This window comes from Bacteroidales bacterium, from assembly GCA_013141385.1.
Classification (GTDB): Bacteria; Bacteroidota; Bacteroidia; order Bacteroidales; family Tenuifilaceae; genus UBA8529.
Map to the genome: position 1 here is coordinate 49219 of JABFRB010000038.1, position 24583 is coordinate 73801.

5 protein-coding genes are annotated in these 24583 nt (G+C 38.0%); all 5 read left to right on the forward strand.

Annotation, left to right across the window (positions count from 1 at the left end):
• The first annotated feature begins 60 nt into the window (after positions 1-60).
• The gene (locus HOO91_18720; GenBank protein ID NOU19595.1) at positions 61-5859 is read left to right on the forward strand and encodes an SDR family NAD(P)-dependent oxidoreductase; all 5799 of its coding nucleotides are present in this window, start codon (positions 61-63) and stop codon (positions 5857-5859) included.
• Between the two features lie 144 nt (positions 5860-6003).
• A complete protein-coding gene (locus HOO91_18725; protein ID NOU19596.1) occupies positions 6004-6765 on the forward strand; it encodes a hypothetical protein in 762 nt (253 codons plus the stop codon).
• A gap of 439 nt (positions 6766-7204) precedes the next feature.
• Positions 7205-8308, forward strand: a complete 1104-nt coding sequence (locus HOO91_18730) for an acyltransferase domain-containing protein (GenBank protein ID NOU19597.1) — start codon at positions 7205-7207, stop codon at positions 8306-8308.
• 62 nt (positions 8309-8370) lie between these two features.
• A complete protein-coding gene (locus HOO91_18735) occupies positions 8371-11637 on the forward strand; it encodes an amino acid adenylation domain-containing protein (protein NOU19598.1) in 3267 nt (1088 codons plus the stop codon).
• A gap of 231 nt (positions 11638-11868) precedes the next feature.
• On the forward strand, positions 11869-24583 hold a 12715-nt coding region (locus HOO91_18740; protein ID NOU19599.1), incomplete at its 3' end, for an amino acid adenylation domain-containing protein.

Below are 24583 nucleotides of genomic sequence, written 5' to 3' on the forward strand. Positions count from 1 at the left end.
TTTGTTTTAGAACTTTCAATGAGTCAATGATCCTTTAAAATAATAGAGAGGTATTAATAAATGGATAAAAATATTAATAGCAGGGATATTGCAATAATCGGAATGGCTTGTCGTTTCCCTGATGCAGATAATTATAGTGAGTTTTGGAATAATTTAATTCAAAATAAAAATTCAATTATTCACTTTTCTGAAGAAGAGCTTTTGCAAAAGGGAAGAGATAAAAAAACTATTAATTCTCCAAATTTTGTTAAAGCCGCATCTGTTATAAAGGATCTCGACAAGTTTGATGCTTCATTCTTTAATTGTAATACCCATGAGGCAATTTTAATGGATCCTCAAATCCGTTTATTTTTAGAATGTGCATGGGAAGCTCTAGAAAATAGTGGATACGCTACTGGCGATAATAGTTGTAAGATTGGTATATACGCAGGTTCAAATATATCAAACTATTTGTATAGGTATGTGATACAAAAAATACATGAAACAATTGACAAGGAAGATATTTCCTACAATTTGAACAAATGTATTAATGATTATATGGCAACATTTGTTGCTTATAAATTGAACTTGAGGGGACCTAGTTTTAATGTTCAAAATTGGTGCACTAGTTCAACAACAGCAGTTCATTTAGCTTGTCAGAGTTTACGCAGCAAAGAGTGTGACATTATTTTAGCGGGCGGTGTTAATTTGCATATTCCACAAGAGGGTTATTTTACTGCTGAACATGGACAGTTATCACTTGATGGTTCTTCTAGTTCTTTTGATAAGAATGCAAGAGGTACTATCCCTGGAAATGGATTGGGTATAGTAGTATTAAAACTTTTATCAAAGGCGGTGGAGGATGGAGATTATATACATGCCGTTATTAAAGGGACGAGTTGTAACAACGATGGGTTTGGGCCTCAAAAATTAAGTTATCATGGATTAACGACCGAAGGCATGTGCAGGGCAATTAATGATGCCTTAGTTGATTCGGGTGTTGATGCAGGTTCTATTTCGCATATTGAGGCTCATGGGACTGCCAATAGATTAGCCGATAGAGTAGAATTAAACGCCTTATCAAACACTTTTAAAAAATATACTGACAAAGAGAAATATTGCGCAGTAACTTCTGTAAAATCAAATATTGGGCATTTAGGTATGGCCTCAGGAATTGCAGGAATAATAAAAGTTGCATTATCTCTGAAGAATAAAAAAATTCCTGGTGTAATAAATTTAGATAGCGTTGACAAAAAAACACTAAACGAGCATTCGCCATTCTACATTAATACAAGTTTAATTGATTGGGAAAGCCAAAACCTTCCAAGAAGAGCTGCTGTCAATAATTTTGGACTAGGAGGAACAAATACTCATTTCATTCTGGAAGAAGCTCCAGAATTAATAATTTCAAATGGTTCTGATAAATTAGAAATATTAACATTATCAGCTCAAACAGCTAGTGCCCTAGAGCAAATTAAACTTAATTTAAGTAAAGATTTAGAAAGCTATCCCGAAAAAAGTGTCGACAATGTTGTTTATTCAATGAACATTGGCAGAAAAGCATTTAATTACAGACAATCTTTCGTTTGTAAGGACAAAAAGTCTTTGGTTAAATCATTAAACTCAAAAGATTTATCTCACACAATCTTTAATGAAAATGAAGAATCTTCAATTGTCTTTCTGCTTTCTGGATCCGAGGATTATAGGGATAACATCACGTATGAATTTTACAAAAATATTCCATCATTTAAGAAAGAGATAGATAATTGTTTTGATTTGCTAAATCGATTGTACAAAATCGATATCAAAAGCATTCTATATTCTGACAATAAGAATGTTGAAAAAACTGACTTGAATTCGACATTAATATATTTATTCGTTGAATACGCTTTAGCAAAAGTCTGGATAGGTTGGGGTGTAAACCCAGATTTAATGATAGGTTGTAGTACTGGTGAATTAGCCGCTGCATGTATTGCAGAAGTAATATCACTTCAAGATGCAATCAAACTTATTGTTGAATTATTTAACAAACTAGAGAGCCTTCCTTCTGGTAAAATGTTAACCGTTTTGTGTTCGAAAGAGGAAATAATAGATCAGTTGAACGATGATTTATCATTAGCTGCTGTTTACAACCCGTCTACTCTATTGTTGGCAGGAACAACTCACGCTACTCAGGAGATGATGAAATTCCTAGAAACTAAGAACATTAGCTACCAACTTGTTGATTGTCGCTATCCTTTTCACCATTCAAAATATTTCGATTCTTTGAAAGATGATATTAGCGCTGTTATAAAAACCTTTAACATATCATCGCCCAAAATTTCATATATATCATGTGTTACAAAGAATGAAATTTCTATTGATACACTCAAAAATCCCGAATATTGGTTACAGATATTTAGTGATACTTTTGATTTTAACGATGCTATAAAATATATTTCAAAAACAAATACCAAAAAAATTTACGTGGAGATCGGATTAAAACAAACCCTATACTCCATGTTAAAGCAGCATCCTTCATTAAATAGTAATGATGTGGTATTCTTTTCTTTTTCTCCTTCTGAAGACAAGGATTCAGAATTATTTTCGCTTTACAATACTTTAGGTAGTTTATGGCAAAATGGGGCTAAAATTGATTGGAAATCATTTTATAGAGACGAAAAAAGAAATAGGATACCCTTACCAACTTATCCTTTTGAAAGGAAGAGGTATTGGTATGAAATTGAGCAAACAAAAGAAACTGAAATTGACAATGAAGATTCCTTAATTCCTAAGAATAAATTATCGGAATGGTTTTATATACCAACTTGGAAACAGAGCTACCAGTTCTCAGGTAATATTCAAACTGAATTAGCCGGAGCTCCCAAGATCTGGATGGTTTTTATTGATGGACAAAATGTTGGTAACAAAATAGTTGAAAAACTTGAAGGTTTTGGACAAAAAGTTATAATTATCAGGCAGGGTGATGGTTTTAAGCAAACTAAAACGACTGAATTTTATATTAATCCAAATAGTAAAAGCGATTATCAGGCTTTGTTTAGTAGACTATCAGAAATAAGTTTGATTCCGGAGAAAATTGTACATCTCTGGAGTCTTGAATCGGTAACAAATAATTCGGACACTGGCGAAATTAATAGTGATTATCTGAAACTCCACTTTTTTAATCTTATTTACATAATTCAAGCTATTGGGGAGACAAAAAAAGCCAGCGAGTTTCAACTTTTTGTTTTAACTAGTAATTTGTTCATTGTAAATGGTGATGAACAAATTAGCCCCGAGAAATCTGTAATACTAGGACCGATTAAAACAACTCCTAAAGAATATAAAAATATTAAATGCTCTTGCATTGAAATTTGTTCTAATAAGTTAAATGACTCTTTGTTAGAGAATTTATTAAATGATTTTACAAATGTCCCTAATGAGAATTACATTGCTTACAGAGGAACACAAAGATGGGAGCAGACCTACGAAAAGATTAGTTTAACATCTACAATCGCCAATGCCAATATATTGCGTAATAAAGGCACCTATTTAATTACCGGAGGACTTGGTGGGGTTGGGCTAGTTTTTTCAGAATATCTTGCTAAAAACTATAATGCTAATCTAATATTAGTTTCACGCTCCAAGTTCCCTTCCCGTAGTGAATGGGATATTTACGTGAAAAAAGCGGATACGAATCCCAATACCGTTAATGCTATTAAAACAATTATTGAATTAGAAACTAAATATGGTGTTACTGTCCTAGTATGTAAGGGGGATGTTTCAAATTTCAATGAGTTATCAGATGTTGCCTCGCTTTGTAAAGAAAAATTTGGACATATTAATGGAATAATTCATAACGCAGCAGTTCAAGGAGGTGGTAGTATTCAGTTTAAATCCCCGGAAGAAATTAAAGAAGTATTTCCTCCCAAAATTCAAGGTACAACCAACTTGTATGAAATATTTAAAAATGACGATCTGGATTTTTTAATATTCAGTTCTTCTATTGCATCTGTTCTAGGTTTGTATGGGTTGGCTGATTATTGTTCTGCAAATGCATATGTTGATGCTTTTGCCCAAAAGCATTTCTCAAATTCACGTACGCTTATAACGGCAATTAATTGGGACATGTGGAGTGAGGTAGGGATGGGAATATCGGCTAAGTTACCATCAGATATTACATCATTGAGAGAAATTAATAAAGAATTTGGGATTAAATCAGAGGAGGGGATTGAATTATTAAAACAGATTTTATCGCTAAAAGTACCGCAAACAATTATCAGTACCAGAGAATATTCAAAGTTAAATCAAACTAAAATTTATGGTAGCCTCTGGAACGAAAAGATTGAATCCACAGAAATTCATAGTAATCAGCCGAGTATAATAAGTGATAAACGTACTGATTATGCAAGCAATGAAATAGAGAGTATTTTAATGGGAATGTGGACCAAATTATTTGGGACAAATGAAATTAGCATTCATGATGATTTTATAAAAATTGGTGGACATTCCTTGTTAGCTACAATGTTATTGAACAGGATCAGAAATATATTTGATGACATTGAAATTTCACTACAAGATTTATTTGATAATCTCACAATCGAAAAGATGACTCGTTTAATAAAGGGTTTATTAGACGAAAGGAAAGCCATTTTAGCTTCGGAATTGCAAAGTGGGACAGATAATTCGCCAGTTTTGCAAGAGATAGGCCAATACCTGAGGGATAAAATATCTCATGCGCTAAATATCAATATTGAAAAAAATACGGATGTATGTTTTGAGGATATTGATATCAAATCTGTTACGGGTCAATTATATTTAGATTTAAAAAGGGATTTTAATTTACCAGTTTATGAATTTGAAATTTTGAGTAAAAAATCGATAAATGAATTAGCTATTTATATAGAAGAATCAATTAGCATTTTAAATAATGAAAATAAAAAAGAGGAGGTTCAAAAATCAGTTTTTACAGAGAATTTTGATGCGAAGAATTTTTCGGATGATAAAATAAAATCCAAGAATAAAAGCATGGCATTTGTCTATTCTGCTGTGAGGTCTGGCTCAACATTAATGCGGCTTATATTGGCTGGTAATAGTAATTTATTCAGTCCTCCGGAGATGAAAATTTTGATGTATAATACTGTTAAAGAATGGGCTGAAGCAAGGCATAAACATACTATTTTACACGGTGGAGTTTTGAGATCTTTTATTGAACTTTTTGGTTATAGCCAAAAAGAAGCTTTAGAATACTTGAATAGTTTAATTGAGAAAGATACCCCTGTTAGTGAAGTGTACCGTATTATTCAGGATAAATTGGGTGCCCGTATGTTAGTTGATAAGTCACCCGAATATTCATCAAGCCAGGTAATTTTAAACCGTGCCGAAAAAATATTTGAAAACCCTAAATACATATTTCTTATTCGTCACCCATATTCAGTTATTGATTCAATAGTTCGCAATAGGACATATACAATGCATATGCAGAAGGTCACTGATCCATATAAAGTTGCAGAAGAGACATGGTACGCATTTAATTCTAATCTATTGAATTTTTTTAATAGCATAAATAGCGAAAAGTTTATGCTAGTCCGTTATGAAGATTTGGTACAGAGTCCTAAACCAATTATTACTAACATCTGTGACTTTTTAGAAATAGATTTTGAAGAGGATATGTTGTATCCGTATAAAGGGAAACGCATGATTGATGGAGATGGTGATCCAAATATTTTTAATCATGATGATATTAATCCAGAATTAGCAGATGTTTGGAGAAATATACAATTACCAATCCAACTTAGTGAAGAGACTAAACTCCTTGCAGGCAAATTTAATTACGAATTACCTTTTGATGCCCTTGATTCAAATAGAAGTATTGAAAAAATAGAAATAAACAACCATTAATAGGACGAATTAGAATACTTTTTAGATATTGTCTTTGTTGAATAAAAATATCAATATAAAGTACGAATAAAAAACCATAAAATAACGAAACAAAAATATTGCATAATCGTAATTGTTTGTGTTGTTAATATAAACATAAGCATTATGATTTACATTTGCACGGTGCATTACCAAACAGAAGTGTGGATAAAACCCCAATTAGAATACATTAAAAAGAATTTTGATAGACCGTATAAAATAGTAGCGTGTGTTCCGGAAACTCGGAACTGCAAGGATTTTTATCTTGAATCGTGCTATGAGAATGATTCAATTCTTAGTTATAATCATGCAGATAAATTAAATTATTTGTCAAAAGTTGTATGTTTAGAAGCGAAGCCTACAGATGTGATAATTTTTTTAGATGGAGATGCTTTTCCTATTAAACCAATTGGTAGATATTTAGAAGAAAAACTAAATAAATATGCTTTAATTGCCGTTCAAAGAAAAGAGAATGATGGAGACATGAACCCTCACCCCTCATTTGCGGCAACAACTGTAGGTTTTTGGGAAAAAATAAAAGGAGACTGGTATCCTGGTTATTCGTGGAAAAACTGTCATGGTTCAGAGGTTAGCGATACTGGAGGTAATTTGTTGAAAATTCTAGATGACCATAAAGTAAACTGGTATCCCTTGAATAGAACTAATCGAACAAATATTCATCCTCTATGGTTTGGGGTATACGATGATGTTGTATATCATCATGGAGCTGGATATAGAATGCCAATATCCAGATTAGATTTAAAAAATGGAAGTATTGATGAGGATGAATTTATAGGTTCAGTTGAGTTTGTAAGAAATTTGGAAGCTCAGAATATAGTTTTTGATGAAATTGGGAATAATGTCAACTTCTTTGAAAGATTTTTGTAAGTTAAAACTATGGACAAAATAAATGTTGTAAGATATTTTGTGAGATAAGACTTGAAAAAGATTAGTTTCAGGTTTTACTCATTTATATTGGAGAATAAGTTGAGTAAGTCAGCATAATATAAATAAAACTACACTTCAATTACAATTTACATAATTTCCAATATCAGGCAAATGTAATTGTAATAAATCCTAGAGAAAATGACTTCTAATTGATAAAGTAAGTATTTAGAATTCAAAAGGGAGAATGCAAGATCTAAAGATCAATCCATAAGTTTTACATTAAAAGTTACATCCAAATAATGGGATTTGTATTATCTATTAGATACTACAATTATTTTAGTTGGATTAGTAAGTAATTTGTCAAGTTGAGTTTAGATTTACACATAATATGCAAAGGGGAAGTCATTTCTTAATGAAGATTTAAATCAAACACAATTATATGGTTATTCAAAATAGCAAAGACATCATTGGAGAACTTAGCGAGACAAATATATTTACTGAAAAGAAAATAATTGCAAATGAAGGATCCGAGATTGTTTTCATGTTTCCAGGTTATGGGGAACATTATATTGGTATGGCAAAAGAACTTTATGAAAACATACAGATATTTCATGATACTTTGAACCAATGCGATAAGATTGTTAAAGCAACAAAGTCCGTTAGTTTTATTGATTTTCTTTATTATTCATCAGATAGTCAGGATTCTAAAAATCAATTAGAGAAACATTCATTATTTGGAGTTTCATTATTTGCAATTGAATATTCACTTGCTTATACCTATATCGAATTAGGTGTTAAACCCTCAGCAATGATTGGATATAGTATGGGTGAATGGGCAACAGCCTGTATAGCCGGTTCAATTTCACTTGAAGACACTATATTTTTCATTTTAGAGCAAGCGTCATATATCGAAACATTGCCGTCTGGCAGCATGATGGCTGTTCCACTTTCAGAAAACGAGGCTCGGAAATATCTGGTGCCAAACGAAATAGATCTTGCTGCAATAAATAGTTCGAAAGTCTGCATTTTATCGGGTACCCTAGAAGCCATAAAAAAAACTAAGGCTATTATTCGTAAAGATAAACATGTAGAGAGTCTGATACTCAATTCAACCTATGGATTTCATTCTTATTTGGTTGAACCAATTATGAGTCAAGTATCTCAATTAGCAGGTAAAATAAAAATTAATACACCGAAAATAAAGTATATTTCGAGTTTAACAGGCGATTGGATATCAGACAACGAACTTATTGATTCTAATTATTGGGCACGTAAATTAAGGGAACCAATTCTTTTTGAACAAGGTATTCAGAAGATATTAAATAAATCCTATCAGGTATTGCTTGAAGTAGGACCTCGTCAGACTCTTGGTTTACTATTGAAAAATCATCCAGGAAAACAAGAGAAGCAAATGGTGCTATCTTCTTTGCCCCACTTGCCGGATTCTGAATCTGATTTAGACTGTTTTATTACAACTCTTAAGCAATTGGCTCAAATTGGAATTAATATTAACTGGGAGAAATTATATAAAGTAAAAGATTAATATTGCTGAAAATCAATAAATTGATGACCTTATTTTAATGTTCGAACTTAAATAGTAATTACATGCATAATAGTACGTCAGATATCAATAAAGAATTCAGCGAGTTAACTGTTTCTGATCAAAAGATCATGAAAATTGCACCTCTTTCGTACGGTCAGAAAAGGTTAAGTTTTATTTACAATCTGAAACCTGATAATAGCGCTTATAATATTTCACGTGCTCTTAGATTAAAAGGGGATCTTAATATAGAAGTATTAACAAAATCGTTAAATGAGATTGTTAGACGGCATGATTCGCTAAGAACTTCTTTTCAAGAAATCAATGGGGAAGATGCTCAGATTGTTAGCCATTTTAAGGGGTTTCAAATTCCTTTTCAAGATCTTTCAAGTTTGACAAATGACCAAATCGAGAATGCTGTAAATCATGCCATTGAGGAGGAACGAAATACCACCTTTATTCTTACAGAAGGGGATTTGTTCCGATTTAAATTGTATAAAATTCACCAGCATGACTTCCTGTTTATCATAACTATTCATCATATTATTACAGATGGATGGTCGATGAGAATTTTTTACAATGAGCTGTCAACTCTATATAATGCGTATTCATCGGGAGAAAATTCACCATTGGAGGAACTAACCTTTCAGTATACGGATTTTGCCAAACTTCAGAAACAAAGTTTTGGTAATAAGAAACAAAAGTTACAACTCGAATACTGGAAGCAAAAACTGAAGGATTCCCCAGAACTTCATCAACTGCCGACTGACTATTTACGACCCAACGAGCAGACATTTGAGGGTGAGCGGGTTTGCTTTGAAATGGATAAACTCATATCGGAGAATATTAAGAATATCTGTGAGGAATCCGGCTCTACAGTTTATATGGTCTTGTTAACAGCGTATTCCATTCTTCTATCGAGGTATAGCAACTCCCCTGATATTATCATAGGCTCTCCGATAGCGAGTCGGAATCAGCTGGAAATAGAACCCTTGATTGGATTTTTTGTAAACTCAATACCACTGAGAATACTAATTTCTGAGGATATTACATTTAAAGAACTCCTATTAAAAGTAAGGGCAACGGTTTTCGAAGCTTTTGGTAACCAAGACGCAACATTTGATCAGATAGTTGAAGAGGTACAACCTAGCAGAAGCTTAAGCCACAGCCCAATTATCCAGCTAATTTTTGCCTATCATAACTTGCCAGATGTTAATTTAAATCTATCGGGAGTAACCGCCGAATTTATCCCAACAGATGAAATAAGTACCGATAATGATCTGGAAATTCATTTAAACCAGAATCCGAAGGGCATCAGTGGTTATTTTGTTTACAATAAAGCCCTTTTTCATAAAGTTCGAATTGAAAAAATGGCTGAGCATTTTATTAATATACTGAAAAACATCTCCACGGTCAATCAGAAAGTTGACGATATCAACCTCCTTTCAGAGGAGGAGAAGCATTATATCCTATATGATCTTAATTCAAGCCTCATTGATTACCCTAAAAACAAAAGCGTTTGTGACCTTTTTGAAGAGCAAGTAAGTAAAACCCCAAATAGTGATGCTGTTGTTTATAAAAACAGTAAAATCAGCTACAAAGAGCTAAATGATAGGGCAAATCAGTTGGCCTACTTCCTGAAAGAAAAGGGAGCTGAAAAAGAAATTGTAATAGCATTAATGTTGCACCGTTCAATCGAAATGATGGTTGGTCTTTATGGAATATTGAAGTCTGGGTGTGCCTATATACCTATTGATCCAGAATACCCGCAAGAAAGGATAAACTATATGCTTGAAAATAGCAATGCAAAAATACTTATCACTGATGATGAATTAAAAAAGAGAGTGTCAAATAGTCAAATAGAAATAATTAATATAAATGAATCCAAAATATTCGAAAACGAAACCCATAATCAAAGTAAAGATTTTTCTAAAGATATTGCCTACTTAATATATACTTCGGGTTCTACTGGGACACCAAAAGGAATTATGGTTGAACATAGAAATGTAGTCAATTTCATCACAGGAGTTACAAATAAAATACCTTTTGAAAGCGGCAAGACAATTCTATCTTTAACTACTATATCATTCGACATATTTGTGTTAGAAACATTCTTGTCTTTATCAAAAGGATTAAGAGTTGTAATGGGAAGTTCAGAAGAACAAACTGATCCAACAAGAATGGCCGAAGTAATTCAAAAGTATAATGTTGAAATGCTTCAATTCACGCCGTCACGATTAAAAATGATACTAGATAGTGGGAAAGGGAAGGAAATATTAGGCAATATAAAAGAGTTGATGGTTGGTGGAGAAGCTTTTCCCCTTGAGTTGTTGAAAGATTTGAAAAAAATTTATCTGGGTAGGATATTTAACATGTACGGCCCAACTGAAACAACCGTATGGTCCTCAATTAAGGAGTTAACCAATGAGGAAAGTATAACTTTAGGTGAACCAATAGCAAATACTCAGATATACATTTTAGATAAGAACAATGAGATAAAACCATTAGGAGTGCAAGGCGAGTTATGTATTGGAGGAGATGGAGTTGCAAGGGGATATTGGAAATTAGATGAATTAAACAAAGATAAATTTATAAATAATCCGTTTGTAGAAGGAGGAAGAGTTTATAAAACTGGAGATTTGGCTATACGTAAATATGATGGAGCATTAGAGTTTGTGGGCAGAATGGACGATCAGGTGAAAATCAGGGGGTACAGAATTGAACTGAGTGAAATAGAGCTTGTATTACTGAATCATGAAAACATTGATGACGCCGCTGTAGTTGTAAAGAAAGATTCTAATAATAACAAAATTCTTTGTGCTTACTATCTGTCTGCAAGTGATTTGTTCGCTGATGAATTAAGGGAATTTCTTTTGAAAAAACTTCCAGGATATATGGTTCCAGGATATTTTATCCGATTGGAAAAAATGCCTATGACATCGAATGGTAAAGTAGATAAGAAGGCATTTCCTGAGTTTTCCCGTGAAAAGTTGAGTTTGACAAATAATTATGAAGAACCCAAAAACACTAGTGAAAAAACTATTATAGATATATGGAAAGAGATTTTAAATCTTCAATCTGTGGGGGTGAATGATAATTTTTTTGATGTAGGAGGGCATTCATTATTAATTGCAAAGTTAACGCACCTAATAAAGGTCAGGACAGGTATAGAACTTGATGATATGGATATATTCCGATACCCAACGATAAGATTAATCAGCAATAATTTTTTTAAACAGGTGGAAGAAGATAAAAAAATAAGTAGTAGTATAAACACTGGTGAGTCTAAAAAGATTCTTTTAAACAAAATATTAGGAAATAGAAAGAAATAAATAATTATTGGCAGAAGTAAATATGTATTGGGCTCTCACGGCAAAATTGAACAAAAAAATAGTTTGCTTCCAATGATTTGAGTTTCCTTTGAAAAAAGAGGATGTATACGGTTCAATAAATCCATCAAAAGACTTAGGACTGAATTGTTCAGTCAGGTTTTGAAATGCAAAAAACTCTAAGTTTTATTAATAAATTATTCCAAAAGAAGAGGATTGATAAATAGTAGAAATATGCTAAATAAATCAGATATCGATAAGGAATTCAGTGATTTAGTTGTTTTTGACCAAAATGGCAAGAAAATTGCACCTCTTTCCTATGGTCAGAAAAGGTTAAATTTTATCTATAAATTAAAACCTGATAATAGTGCCTATAATATTTCCCGAGTTCTTAAATTAAAAGGGAATCTAAATATAGAAGTATTAACAAAATCGTTAAATGAGATTGTTAGACGACATGACTCCCTCCGAACCTCATTTCGAGAAAATAACGGGGAAGATGTTCAAGTTGTTCGTTCCTTTTCAGAATTCCAGATCCCTTTTCAAGATTTTTCGAGTTTGCCAAACGACCAGATCGAGAGCATAGTAGATCATGCCATTGACGAGGAGCGAAATACCATATTTATTCTTGCAGAAGGGGGTTTATTCCGATTTAAACTTTATAAAATTCATCAGGATGATTTCCTGTTTATCATAACTTTTCATCATATTATTACAGATGGATGGTCGATGAGGATTCTTTATAATGAGTTGTCAACACTATATAATGCGTATTTGTCGGGAAAAGGTTCACCCCTAGAAGAAATATCTTTTCAATATACGGATTTTGCAAAGCTTCAGAAACAAAATTTAGGTAATAAGAAACAAAAGTTACAACTTGAATACTGGAAACAGAAGTTGAAGGATTTCCCAGAACTTCATCAGCTTCCGACCGATTTTTTACGACCTAACGAACAAGTATTTGAAGGGGAACGGGTTAGTTTTGAAGTTGAAAAGCATATAGTAGAGAATATTAAGAATGTTTGTGAGGAAACTGGGACTACCTTAAATATGATCTTGATGACGGCGTATGCCGTTCTTCTATCGAGGTATAGCAATGCCAGTGATATTATCATAGGCTCTCCTATGGCGAATAGGAATCAGTTGGAAGTAGAACCCTTGATTGGGTTTTTTGTAAATACGATACCGCTAAGAATACTAATTCCTGAGAACATTACTTTTAATGGGCTTCTCCTAAAAGTAAAAGCTACGGTCTTTGAGGCTTTCGGTAATCAAGATGCAACCTTTGATCAGATTGTAGAAGAATTGCAACCTAGCAGAAACTTAAGTCACAGTCCAATTGTTCAGCTAATTTTTGCCTACCATAATTTACCAGATATTAATTTAAATTTATCAGGATTAAGTGTTGAATTTGTTCCAATCGCTGAAATAAGCACAGATAATGATTTGGAAATTCATTTAAATCAGAATCCGAAGGGTGTCAGTGGTTATTTTGTTTACAATAAAGCCTTATTTCATAAAGTTCGGATTGAAAGAATGGCCGAGCATTTTATAAATATACTAAAGAACCTCTCCTCTGTCAACCAAAAAGTCTGCGACATCAATTTCCTAACCGAAGAGGAAAAACATTATATCCTATCCGACCTAAATTCCAATATCGTAGATTATCCTAAAGGCAAAAATGTTTGTGAACTATTTGAAGAGCAGGTAAGTAAATTCCCTAATAAAGATGCGGTTGTCTACGAAAATAAAAAAATCAGTTACAAAGAGTTAAATGATAGAGCAAATAGGCTATCATTAACGCTTAAAGGGATGGGTGTAGAGGCTAACTCCATCGTTAGTGTTTACCTTGAAAGAAGTCTAGACTTAGTTGTTGGTTTGATTGGTATTATTAAAGCAGGTGGTGCATATTTACCCATTGATGCAAATACACCGATAGAAAGAGTAAATAGTATACTGACTGATAGTAAAGCAAAATGTTTATTGGTAAGTAATGAAACATCAAAAATAGAGTTTGCCAGCGTAGAAAAAATAATCATAGATCAAAAAGAGAATCCATTAACTACAGCTGAAAACCCTGCATTGGTTAATACTGTTGATGATCTTTTTTATATAATATATACATCAGGAACAACAGGAACACCTAAGGGAGTACCCATAAAGTATTCGGGTTTTTTGAACTTATTAAGTAATTATTCCAGAATTTTTAAAACAGATTCTGATTCTAGATTAAGCCAAATATCAAGCATTAGTTTTGATGCGTTGTGTTTAGAAGTGTGGCCTTGTTTAACATGTGGTGCAAGCCTATATATAATTGATGAGATCACAAAATTTAGTACAATAAAAATAAAGGAATTCATTATTCAGAATTGCATAACGCATTCTTTCTTGCCTACGGTCTATGCAGAGGAGTTGATTGCTGAAGATTGGCCATCAAATATCTCGCTGAGACATTTACTAACAGGGGGAGATAGGTTGAAAAAATTCTCGAAGTCAACACATCCTTTTAAATTTTATAATTTGTATGGTCCAACGGAGGATACCGTATGGACAACATATACTGAGGTGAAAGAGAAGCAAGACAATGAAAACTCTCAATTTCCAAGCATTGGTAGGGCAATTGTAAATAAAAGGTTATATATCTTAGATCCTCAACAAAATTTACAACCATTAGGAGTGCCAGGCGAGTTGTGTATTTCTGGGATAGGCTTATCGGGAGAATATCTTAACAATGAGGAATTATCAAGAAAAAAATATGTTAACAATCCATTTGAAAAGGGAGAAATCCTATATAAGACTGGCGATTTGGGGCGATGGTTGCCAAACGGAGAGGTTGAAATTCTTGGTAGGATAGATAATCAGGTAAAAGTAAATGGTTTTAGAATAGAACTGGAAGAGATTGAGCATGCTCTAACAAAGATTTCTGGGGTTAAGCAAAGTTGTGTTGTAGTTAAGGAAAGAAAAATAGATACAGGCAGCAATAAATATTTAGCGGCCTACTATGTGTTGGATAATAGCGATAATGCATTAAGTCAGGCAGTTATTTTAGAAAAGTTAGCGCAGATGCTACCAGAATATATGGTGCCGAGTGCTTTAATGCAGATGGAATCGTTCCCATTGACGACCAACGAAAAACTTGATAAACGTGCATTGCCAGAACCAGATTTTAATCTATTTGCAGAAAAATATATAGCACCAACTACCGAAAAGGAAAAGGCGATTTGTAAAATCTGGCAGGAAGCTCTTGGTTTAGAGAGGGTAGGAGTTACAGACAATTTCTTTAGGATAGGGGGTAATTCTATACTTGTGATTCAAACATCACACCAAATGAGCAAGGTATTAGGGTATGATGTAAAAGTTGCAGATGTATTTAAGTATAAAACAATATCACAAATATTAAATAGCAACGTTAGGCAAACTCGGGTGAATATCCCACAGACTGGAACTAAGCGATCCATCTTATCCTTTGCCCAAGAACGGTTGTGGTTTATCGAGCAATATGAACAAGGCACTAATGCTTTTCATATTCCTGTAGCTTACGAACTTGATGTTAATACTAATATTGAGGGAATAAAATACTCCTTACAACAGATCGTGGTTCGACATGAGGTGCTGAGGAGTACGATTGAAATGAGTGATAATCAGGATTACGGCATGCAGGTAGTTCACGATATGCCATTGGTTATTGACGAAGTGAAGCTAACATCTGATGAAGACTATGAAGTATTTTTCCGTGAAGATATCAACCGTCCTTTTGATTTAAGAACCGAATATCCTATTCGGGTTAAATTTTTTAATATTCAATCAACTTCTCAACCCAGAATTATACTCTTGGTAATCTTTCATCATATCGCGAGCGATGGTTGGTCAATTGATATCTTTCAGAAGGAATTATTTGCATATTACGAACAGTATACCAATAAAGATGCTGATTTTTGCTTACCTGTACTTGATATGCAATACAAAGATTATGCAATCTGGCAGAGAGCTTACCTGACTGGGGATATCCTTGAAAAACAGCTAAGCTATTGGAAATCCAAGCTGTCGGGTTACCAAAATCTAGAATTACCCACTGATTATGTAAGACCGAGTAAAATTGACTATAGTGGCTCAGTCGAAAGATTTACACTGAGCGAGGATATTAGCCAGAAATTAAGAACACTAGCCAAGCAATTTGGAGTAACACTCCATAGTGTTATGCTTAGTAGTATAAATATCCTGTTGAGTAAGTATTCAGGACAAGACGATATTGTGGTTGGTAGCTCTATAGCCAATAGACATCACAGACAAACGGAAGGACTTATCGGCTTCTTTGTAAATACTCAAGCACATAGAACTCTTCTCAATTCCACACAAAGTTTTAAGGATCTAATACAACAAGTATATCAAGATCAGATAGAAGCGCAGCTACATCAAGATTTACCTATTGAAAAATTAATTGCAGAATTAGGAATTGAGAGAGATACCTCTAGGAATAATATTTTTCAAGTTTTATTCGTTGTACAAAGTTTTGGTAAACAGCTTAATGCATCAGAATTACAGAAAAATTACCTTAAGCCACTTAAGATAAAAAATGCCTACGAGGTAGAAAAGTTCGATTTATCAATTTATATTGACGATAGTATTGAGGAACTTACAGGGTATATAGGTTATGCCACAGCCTTGTTTAGAAAAGATACAATAGTAAGGCTTATTAAGCATTATGAAAACCTACTCACCCAACTCGTAAAAACACCAGAACTACCTTATAATCAGATCAGCCTAATAAGTCCGGAAGAATACTATCAAATCATTCACCAATGGAATGATAACGATGCGGACTACCCTAAAGATAAGACGATTCACCAACTATTTCAAGAGCAGGCGGAAAAGACTCCCGATAATATTGCAATTGTTTATGAGCAACAGCGATTAACTTACAAAGAACTCAACGAAAAGAGTAACCAATTAGCACGTTACATTAGGGCGCAATACCTGCAAAAGACACAAAAGGCGCTTGAAGCAGACACCCTTATAGCCTTGTGTTTGGATAGAAGCCTGGAGGTACTGGTTGGGATTTTGGGTGTACTTAAAGCTGGCGGAGCTTATGTGCCAATGGATCCAGAATACCCTCAAGATAGAATTGATTACATATTGGAGAACACAGAGGCAGAGTTTGTTCTTAGCCAGAAGCACCTTAAAGAGAATGTGTGTGGAAAGTTATCCCCAGAAAAGGTCATATATATCGGCTTGACTGAAAAACTTTATAAGGAGGAAGATGTATCAAACCTTCAACAATTCAACAGTTCTAAAAATCTAGCATATGTAATTTATACTTCGGGGACAACGGGTAGACCAAAAGGGGTTTTAATAAAGCATCAACCAGTTATTAATTTAATCACCTTTCATAATAAGAGATATTCTAAGTTATCTAAGAACCTTTTAGTAGCATTAATATCAAATTATAATTTTGATTTTTCAGTACAGCAAATTTTTAATACCATTTTATACGGACATACACTTTATGTGGTATCTAAAGATTTAATTTTAAACCCATTACAATTTAATAATTTTTTAAAAGTTAATAAAATTGAAGTATTTGAAATAACGCCAACACTATTTTCTCAATTAATATTGCCATTTAACAATTATCAAGATTTTCAATTAAAATTGATAAATATTGGAGGTGAGAACCTTCCTGCGAGCACAGTTTCCGAGTTCTTAAGGAAAAAAATTCCACCTCAAATCTCAATTATCAATACTTATGGTCCAACCGAATACACTGTTGATGCAACCTCTTTTGAAATAGATTGTAGTGCCAAAACATTAGGGAGTCAGAAATCCATACTAATAGGAAAACCTTTAGATAATACAAAAGTATATGTTCTGGATGCCGGTTTAAACCCAGTGCCAATAGGAGTTATAGGTGAATTACACATTGGTGGAGCCGGTTTAGCAGAGGGCTATCTAAAACGCCCCGATTTGACGGTGGAACGCTTTATTCCTAACCCCTTTGCCACCGAACTTGATAAAGCAAAAGGCTACGATCGGCTTTATAAAACGGGAGATCTTGTACATTGGCTACCCGATGGTAACCTTGATTTCATGGGGAGAAATGATGATCAGGTAAAGATTCGTGGATATAGGATAGAATTGGGTGAGATTGAACGTGCATTGTTAGACATTTCAGGCATTAAGCAGAGTTGTGTATTGGTCAAGGAACGGAAAACAGGATCAAGCAGTAATAAATACTTGATAGCTTATTATGTATTAACCAATAGTGATGAAAAGTTAACTCAAACTGCAATTCTGGATAAACTATCCCAAGTACTGACAGAATATATGATGCCAAGTGCTCTAGTGGAGATGGATTCATTCCCCTTGACCGTTAGTGGAAAGATAGATAAACGGGCACTACCAGATCCAGATTTCAGTTTGTCTGTTGATGAATATGTTGAACCAACTACGGAAACAGAAAAGGAGTTATGTAAGATTTGGCAAGATGTACTAGGTCTAGATAGAGTTGGTGTCACAGACGATTTTTTTAGAGTAGGAGGTAACTCAATTTTGGCAATACAATTGTCGCACAGGATGAGTAGGACTCTTGGGTGTGATATAAAAGTTGCCGACATGTTTAGATATAAAACCATTTCACAATTATTACCCCATGCCCTAGAAGGTTATGCACAAATCAAAGTACCCAAAATAGATTCGAATCAGGCCATTGTGTCTTTTGCACAGGAGCGACTATGGTTTATTGAGCAGTATGAGGGGGGAACTAATGCGTATCACATACCGGCCGTATTTGAACTTAATTGTACCACCGATGTAGAAGGTGTGAAATACGCTCTACGACAGATTGTTGCCCGGCATGAGGTTTTAAGGAGTACTATCGAACAGAAAGATAATCAGGAGCATGGAATCCAAATAGTGCATGATTCACCACTTCCAATTGCAGAAGCACTATTAACCAATAAGGATGACTACGAACCTCTTATTAAAGAAGAGATTAACCGCCCATTCAACTTGAGTTCAGAGTATCCAATCAGGGTTAAGTTCTTTCACATTCAATCGGATGAACTAACGTTTGAAACCTCTCTGACTAGAACACTATTTCTTATAAACATTCACCATATTGCTGGTGATGGTTGGTCGATGGATATCTTTTTAAGAGAATTATTCGCTTATTACGAAGCATATATCAAGAAAGATTTTGACTTTCGCCTTCCAGCCCTAGAAATCCAGTATAAAGATTATGCAGTATGGCAAAGAAACTATCTTACAAATAAGACCTTAGAAGAACAAATAAGTTACTGGAAACTCAAATTATCAGGTTATCAGACTTTAGAATTACCAGTCGATTATGTAAGACCAAACCTCATAGACTATAGAGGAGCAAATCAAGTAATTACCCTTGACAAAGAAGTTAGTCAACAGTTAAAAAAGTTGGCGCAGCGCCACGGTACTACACTCCATAGTGTTATGCTCAGCAGTGTTAGCATCCTTTTGAGCAAATACACAGGTCAGGATGATATAATCATTGGCAGCCCGATGGCCAATAGGCATCACCGACAGACCGAGGGACTTATAGGCTTCTTCGTCAACACACAGGCAAATAGGATTCTACTTAACCACGCACAAAGTTATGAGGATTTGATCCAACAGGTTCATCAGGATCAGGTGGAAGCGCAGCGGTACCAAGATCTCCCCTTCGAGAAACTGGTCGAGGAACTTGGTGTGGCTCGCGACCTCTCCCGTCACCCGATCTTCCAGGTCATGTTCTCCGTGCAGAGTTTTGGAACTCATGGCAAAGCCCAAGAACAACAAAAAAATTACTTCAAATTACTTCAGACGGAAAGTGCTTACAACGTAGAGAAGTTTGATTTATCCATCTTTATAAATGATAGCAAAGAAGAACTTACAGTATTTATAAGTTATGCCACCAGCCTCTTCAGGCAGGACACCATAGAACGACTTATTAGGCATTATCAGCGTCTACTGGTGAGGCTTGCAGGGACGCCAGAGCAGCCCTACGGTTCGATCAGTTTGCTGAGTCCGGAGGAGGAGTACCAAATAACACGTGAGTGGAACCGCCCAGACCATGAGTACCCCAACGGGAAGACAATCCCCCAGCTCTTTAGCGAACAAGTTGCCCAGACGCCCGAGAGTATAGCCTTGGTCTACGGTCAGCAGCAGTTGACCTACCGCCAGCTCGATGAGCGAAGCAACCAGCTCGCACGGCACATCCGTGCCCGATACCAGCAGCGAACCGGTAAGCCGTTTGCACCCAGTACGCTCATTGCCTTAAGCATGGAGCGGAGCCTTGAGATGATCGTGGGTATTCTCGGTGTACTCAAGGCGGGTGGAGCCTATGTTCCAATGGATCCTGGGTATCCACAAGAGCGTGCAGATTACATCTTGGGTGACACAGGGGTTGAGTTCGTTGTTAGCCAACGGACTGCTGCGCAACGAGCCGAACTCCCTAGTGAGCGGGTTGTTTACGTCGATCTTACTGAACCTTTCTATCATGAGGAGGATGCCTCCTCCTTGCCGATGTACAGCCAAACTCCTGACCTGGCATATATCATATACACTTCTGGTTCGACAGGAAACCCTAAGGGCGTTCGTATAACCCACCGAAATTTCTGCCCTCTCATGCATTGGGGCTATGAGGTAATGAGGTTAAGTTCCAACGACCGGATACTTCAGAACCTATCCTACTACTTTGACTGGTCAGTATGGGAGATCTTTATCGCACTTACCAGTGGGGCTAGCCTTTACATGGTGTCTAAGGAATTACTGCTCGACCCTGTCCGTGTTTATGGCTTTGTGGAGTCAAACCAAATCACCGTCATACATGGGACTCCCTCTTGGTTTAGTTCCATCCTACAAACAGGGAAACGACTTGATAGCCTGCGGATGCTCATTCCAGGTGCTGAGAAACTTGGAGTTGACACCGTACTTCGCTACATTGAACATGTTAGTTCTGAGTGTCGAATCTTTAACATGTACGGTCCCACCGAGGCCACCATTATGTCTGCAGTTCACGAGATCGACAGAAATAAACTAACCTATTACCAGACCCTCGGCAGCATCCCTATAGGGAAACCCATCTCAAACTTATCATTGGCGGTCTTGGATCGAAATATGAATCTATGCCCGGTTGGCGTACCAGGGGAACTCTACATCAGCGGAGATGGCGTATCGATGGGCTATCTCAACGATGAGGAGAAGACACGAAGAGTTTTTATCCCCAACCCTCTTCCCGAATTGCAGGGCGACACCCTTTACAAAACCGGCGATCTGGTTCGCTGGCTTCCCAACGGGAGTATTGAATTCTTCGGCCGCAACGATGAACAGGTGAAGATCCGTGGCTTCCGAATCGAACTTGGCGAGATCGAGAACGCCCTAACCCAGATCCCTGGGGTAGCGCAGGGATGTATCCTCGTTAAGGAGCGGAAGACAGAGGCTGGGAGTAACAAGTACTTGGTTGCCTACTATGTACCCGAAAACGCACCGAGCCAGACCGCCATCATGGGCGAACTCGCGAGGGTGCTGCCGGAGTATATGATCCCGAGCGCCTTGGTGTGCATGGACTCCTTCCCGATGAACCTCAACGGGAAACTTGACCGTTGGGCGTTGCCTGAGCCTGACCTCAGCACACCTGCTGAGGCGTATGTCGCCCCGGGCACTGAGAGCGAGGTGGAGTTATGTCGGATTTGGGGGGAGATTCTGGGACAAGAACGGGTGGGAGTCACCGATGAATTCTTCAGCATCGGGGGTAACTCCATTCTGGCCATCCAAGCATCGCACCGGATGAGTAGGGCTCTGGGGTACGACCTCAAGGTCGCTGATATCTTCAAGTATAAAACTATATCCCAACTACTCACACATAGTTTGGGGCAGACGAGTACCATAATCCCCAGAGTGGCATCGAACCCGGCCGCCCTTTCCTTCGCCCAGGAGCGCTTGTGGTTTATAGAGCAGTACGAGGGAGGGAGTAGTGCTTACCACATCCCTGTTGTACTCGAACTTGATCCTAACACTGACGTCGATGGACTAAAGCATGCCCTGTGGCGGATTGTAGAGCGACACGAGGTGTTGCGAAGCACCATCGAGCAGCCGGAGAACCAAAAATACGGAGTACAGGTCGTGCACGATGAGCCCCTGCTCATTGAAGAGTTATCAATACCTGCAGGAGGAGACTATCAGTCAATTATCAGGGAGGATATCCACCGCCCCTTCATCCTGAATCGGGAGTACCCTATCCGGGTTAGATTCTACACCATCCAACCATCTAAAGTAGCACCCGGAAACTCGCAGGGTAAAACGTTGTTGCTGGTCAACATGCACCACATCGCCAGCGATGGCTGGTCGATGGGAATATTCCTTCGAGAACTTCACACCTACTACGATGCTTACATTAGGAATGACGAGATCTTCCGCCTTCCAGTTCTGGAGATCCAGTATCGAGACTTTGCAGTATGGCAGAAATCCTACCTCACAGGGGAGATTCTGGCGAAGCAACTGGACTACTGGCAGAGCAAGTTGTCAGGCTTCCAGAATTTAGAGCTACCCACCGATCACGTACGGCCGAGTGAGACCGATTACAGGGGGGCTTCCCGGATATTTCGACTTGGCGAAGAGATCAGCCAGCAGTTAAGAGTTTTAGCTCAGTGTCACGGAGCAACGCTTCACAGTGTGATGCTTAGCAGCATCAGCATCCTATTGGGCAAGTACACCAGTCAGAACGACATCGTTATCGGCAGCCCAACAGCCAACAGGCATCACCGGCAGACTGAAGACCTCATCGGGTTCTTCGTCAACACCCAGGCGAATAGGATTCTTCTGGGCAGTACCCAGAGTTATTCCGCTTTGATCAGGCAGGTTCAGCAGGATCAAGTGGAGGCTCAGCGGTATCAGGATCTCCCATTCGAGAAACTGGTTGAGGAACTCGGCGTCACTCGCGACCTCTCCAGGCACCCAGTCTTTCAGGTCATGTTCTCTGTGCAGAACTTCGGGAATCAGAATAAAACACAGACGCAGAGGAAAAGCCTGTTTAAACCATCCACGGCGGCGGGAGTGTACAATGTGGAGAAATTCGACTTGACTATCTTCATAGACGATAGTCAGGCTGAACTCACAGGGCAGATAAGTTATGCCACCAGCCTCTTCCGTCAGGACACCATAGATAGATTCATCGGGCACTACCAGCGACTACTCACACGGCTCGTAGAGGAATCGGGGCTTGCCTACAGTCAGATTGGCCTGCTGGGTCAAGAGGAGCGCTGGCAGATTCTCCAGCAATGGAATAGGCCGGGGAAATACCCGAATGATAGAACCATTCCCCAGCTCTTCAGGGAGCAGGTGGAAAGAACCCCTGAGCGCATCGCTCTAACCTACGAGGGGCATCAACTGACGTATATGCAGCTCAACGAGCGGAGCAACCAATTAGCCCGGCACATTCGAATTCAGTATCAGAAGCTTACTGGATGTGAGTTTGCCCCCAGCACGTTGATAGCCCTGAGTTTGGAGCGGGGTCTAGAACTGGTGGTCGGTATCCTTGCCGTTTTGAAGGCTGGGGGTGCCTATGTGCCGATGGACCCCTACTACCCTCAGGAGCGGGTGGATTACATCTTGGACGACACCCGAGTCGAACTTGTCCTCTGTCAGAGGCAGCAGACCCAGACAGGGCGGGCACAGCTTCCAGAGGATAAAGTTGTACTGGTGGATTTAGATGAAAACCTATATATGCGAGAGGACACGGCCGACCTGCCTTCGTATAGTGAGGCCTCCGACTTAGCGTACATCATCTACACCTCTGGTTCCACAGGGATACCCAAGGGCGTCCGCATCACCCACCGGAACCTATGCCCTTTGCTGCATTGGGGCTACGACGTAATGGGGTTGAAGCCCGAGGATCGCGTGCTGCAGAACCTATCCTACTACTTCGACTGGTCGGTCTGGGAGATCTTCATCGCCCTGACCTCCGGCTCCTCGCTGTACATGGTTCCTAAGGAGCTGCTGCTGGATTCCGTGCGGGTCTACGCATTCATTGAGAGCAACCGAATAACCGTGATTCATGGCACCCCTTCGTGGTTCAGTTCCATCCTGCAGGGCGAGGCGAAGCTCAATACCCTCCGGATGCTCATACCTGGAGCCGAGAAGCTTACTGCCGAGATGGTGCAACGCTACTTGGGGCATGTGAACCCTGGCTGTCGGGTATTCAACATGTACGGTCCCACGGAGGCCACCATTATGGCCGCCGTCCATGAAGTGGACAGGGGCAACCTCTCTTACTATAGAACACTCCAGAGCATCCCGATTGGCGTACCGATCGCCAACAACTCTCTGTTGGTGCTGGACAGGGACATGAACCCCTGCCCGGTACACGTGCCTGGAGAACTCTACATTTGCGGGGACGGGGTATCGGAGGGGTACCTGAACGACGAGGCCAAGATTCGTAAACTATTCCTGCCCAACCCCTTCGAGGAACTGGGAGGAGACACCCTGTACAAGACCGGCGACCTGGTTCGTTGGCTTCCCGACGGGAGTATCGAGTTCTTTGGTCGCAACGATGAACAGGTGAAGATCCGTGGATTCCGAATCGAACTTGGCGAGATCGAGAATGCCCTCACCCAGATCCCTGGAGTAGCGCAGGGCTGCATCCTCGTTAAGGAGCGGAAGACGGAGGCTGGGAGCAACCAGTACCTGGTTGCTTACTACGTACCCGAAAACGTACCGAGTCAGGCTTCCATCTTGGGTGAGCTCGCAAGAGTGCTGCCGGAGTATATGGTCCCGAGCGCTTTGGTACGCATGGACTCCTTCCCGATGAACCTCAACGGGAAACTGGACAGGCGGGCGCTTCCCGATCCTGATTTCAGCGCAACCGAGGAGGCATACGTCGCTCCGGATACAGAGAACGAGGCGGAGCTATGCCAGATCTGGGGGGAGGTTCTGGGGCTGGAGC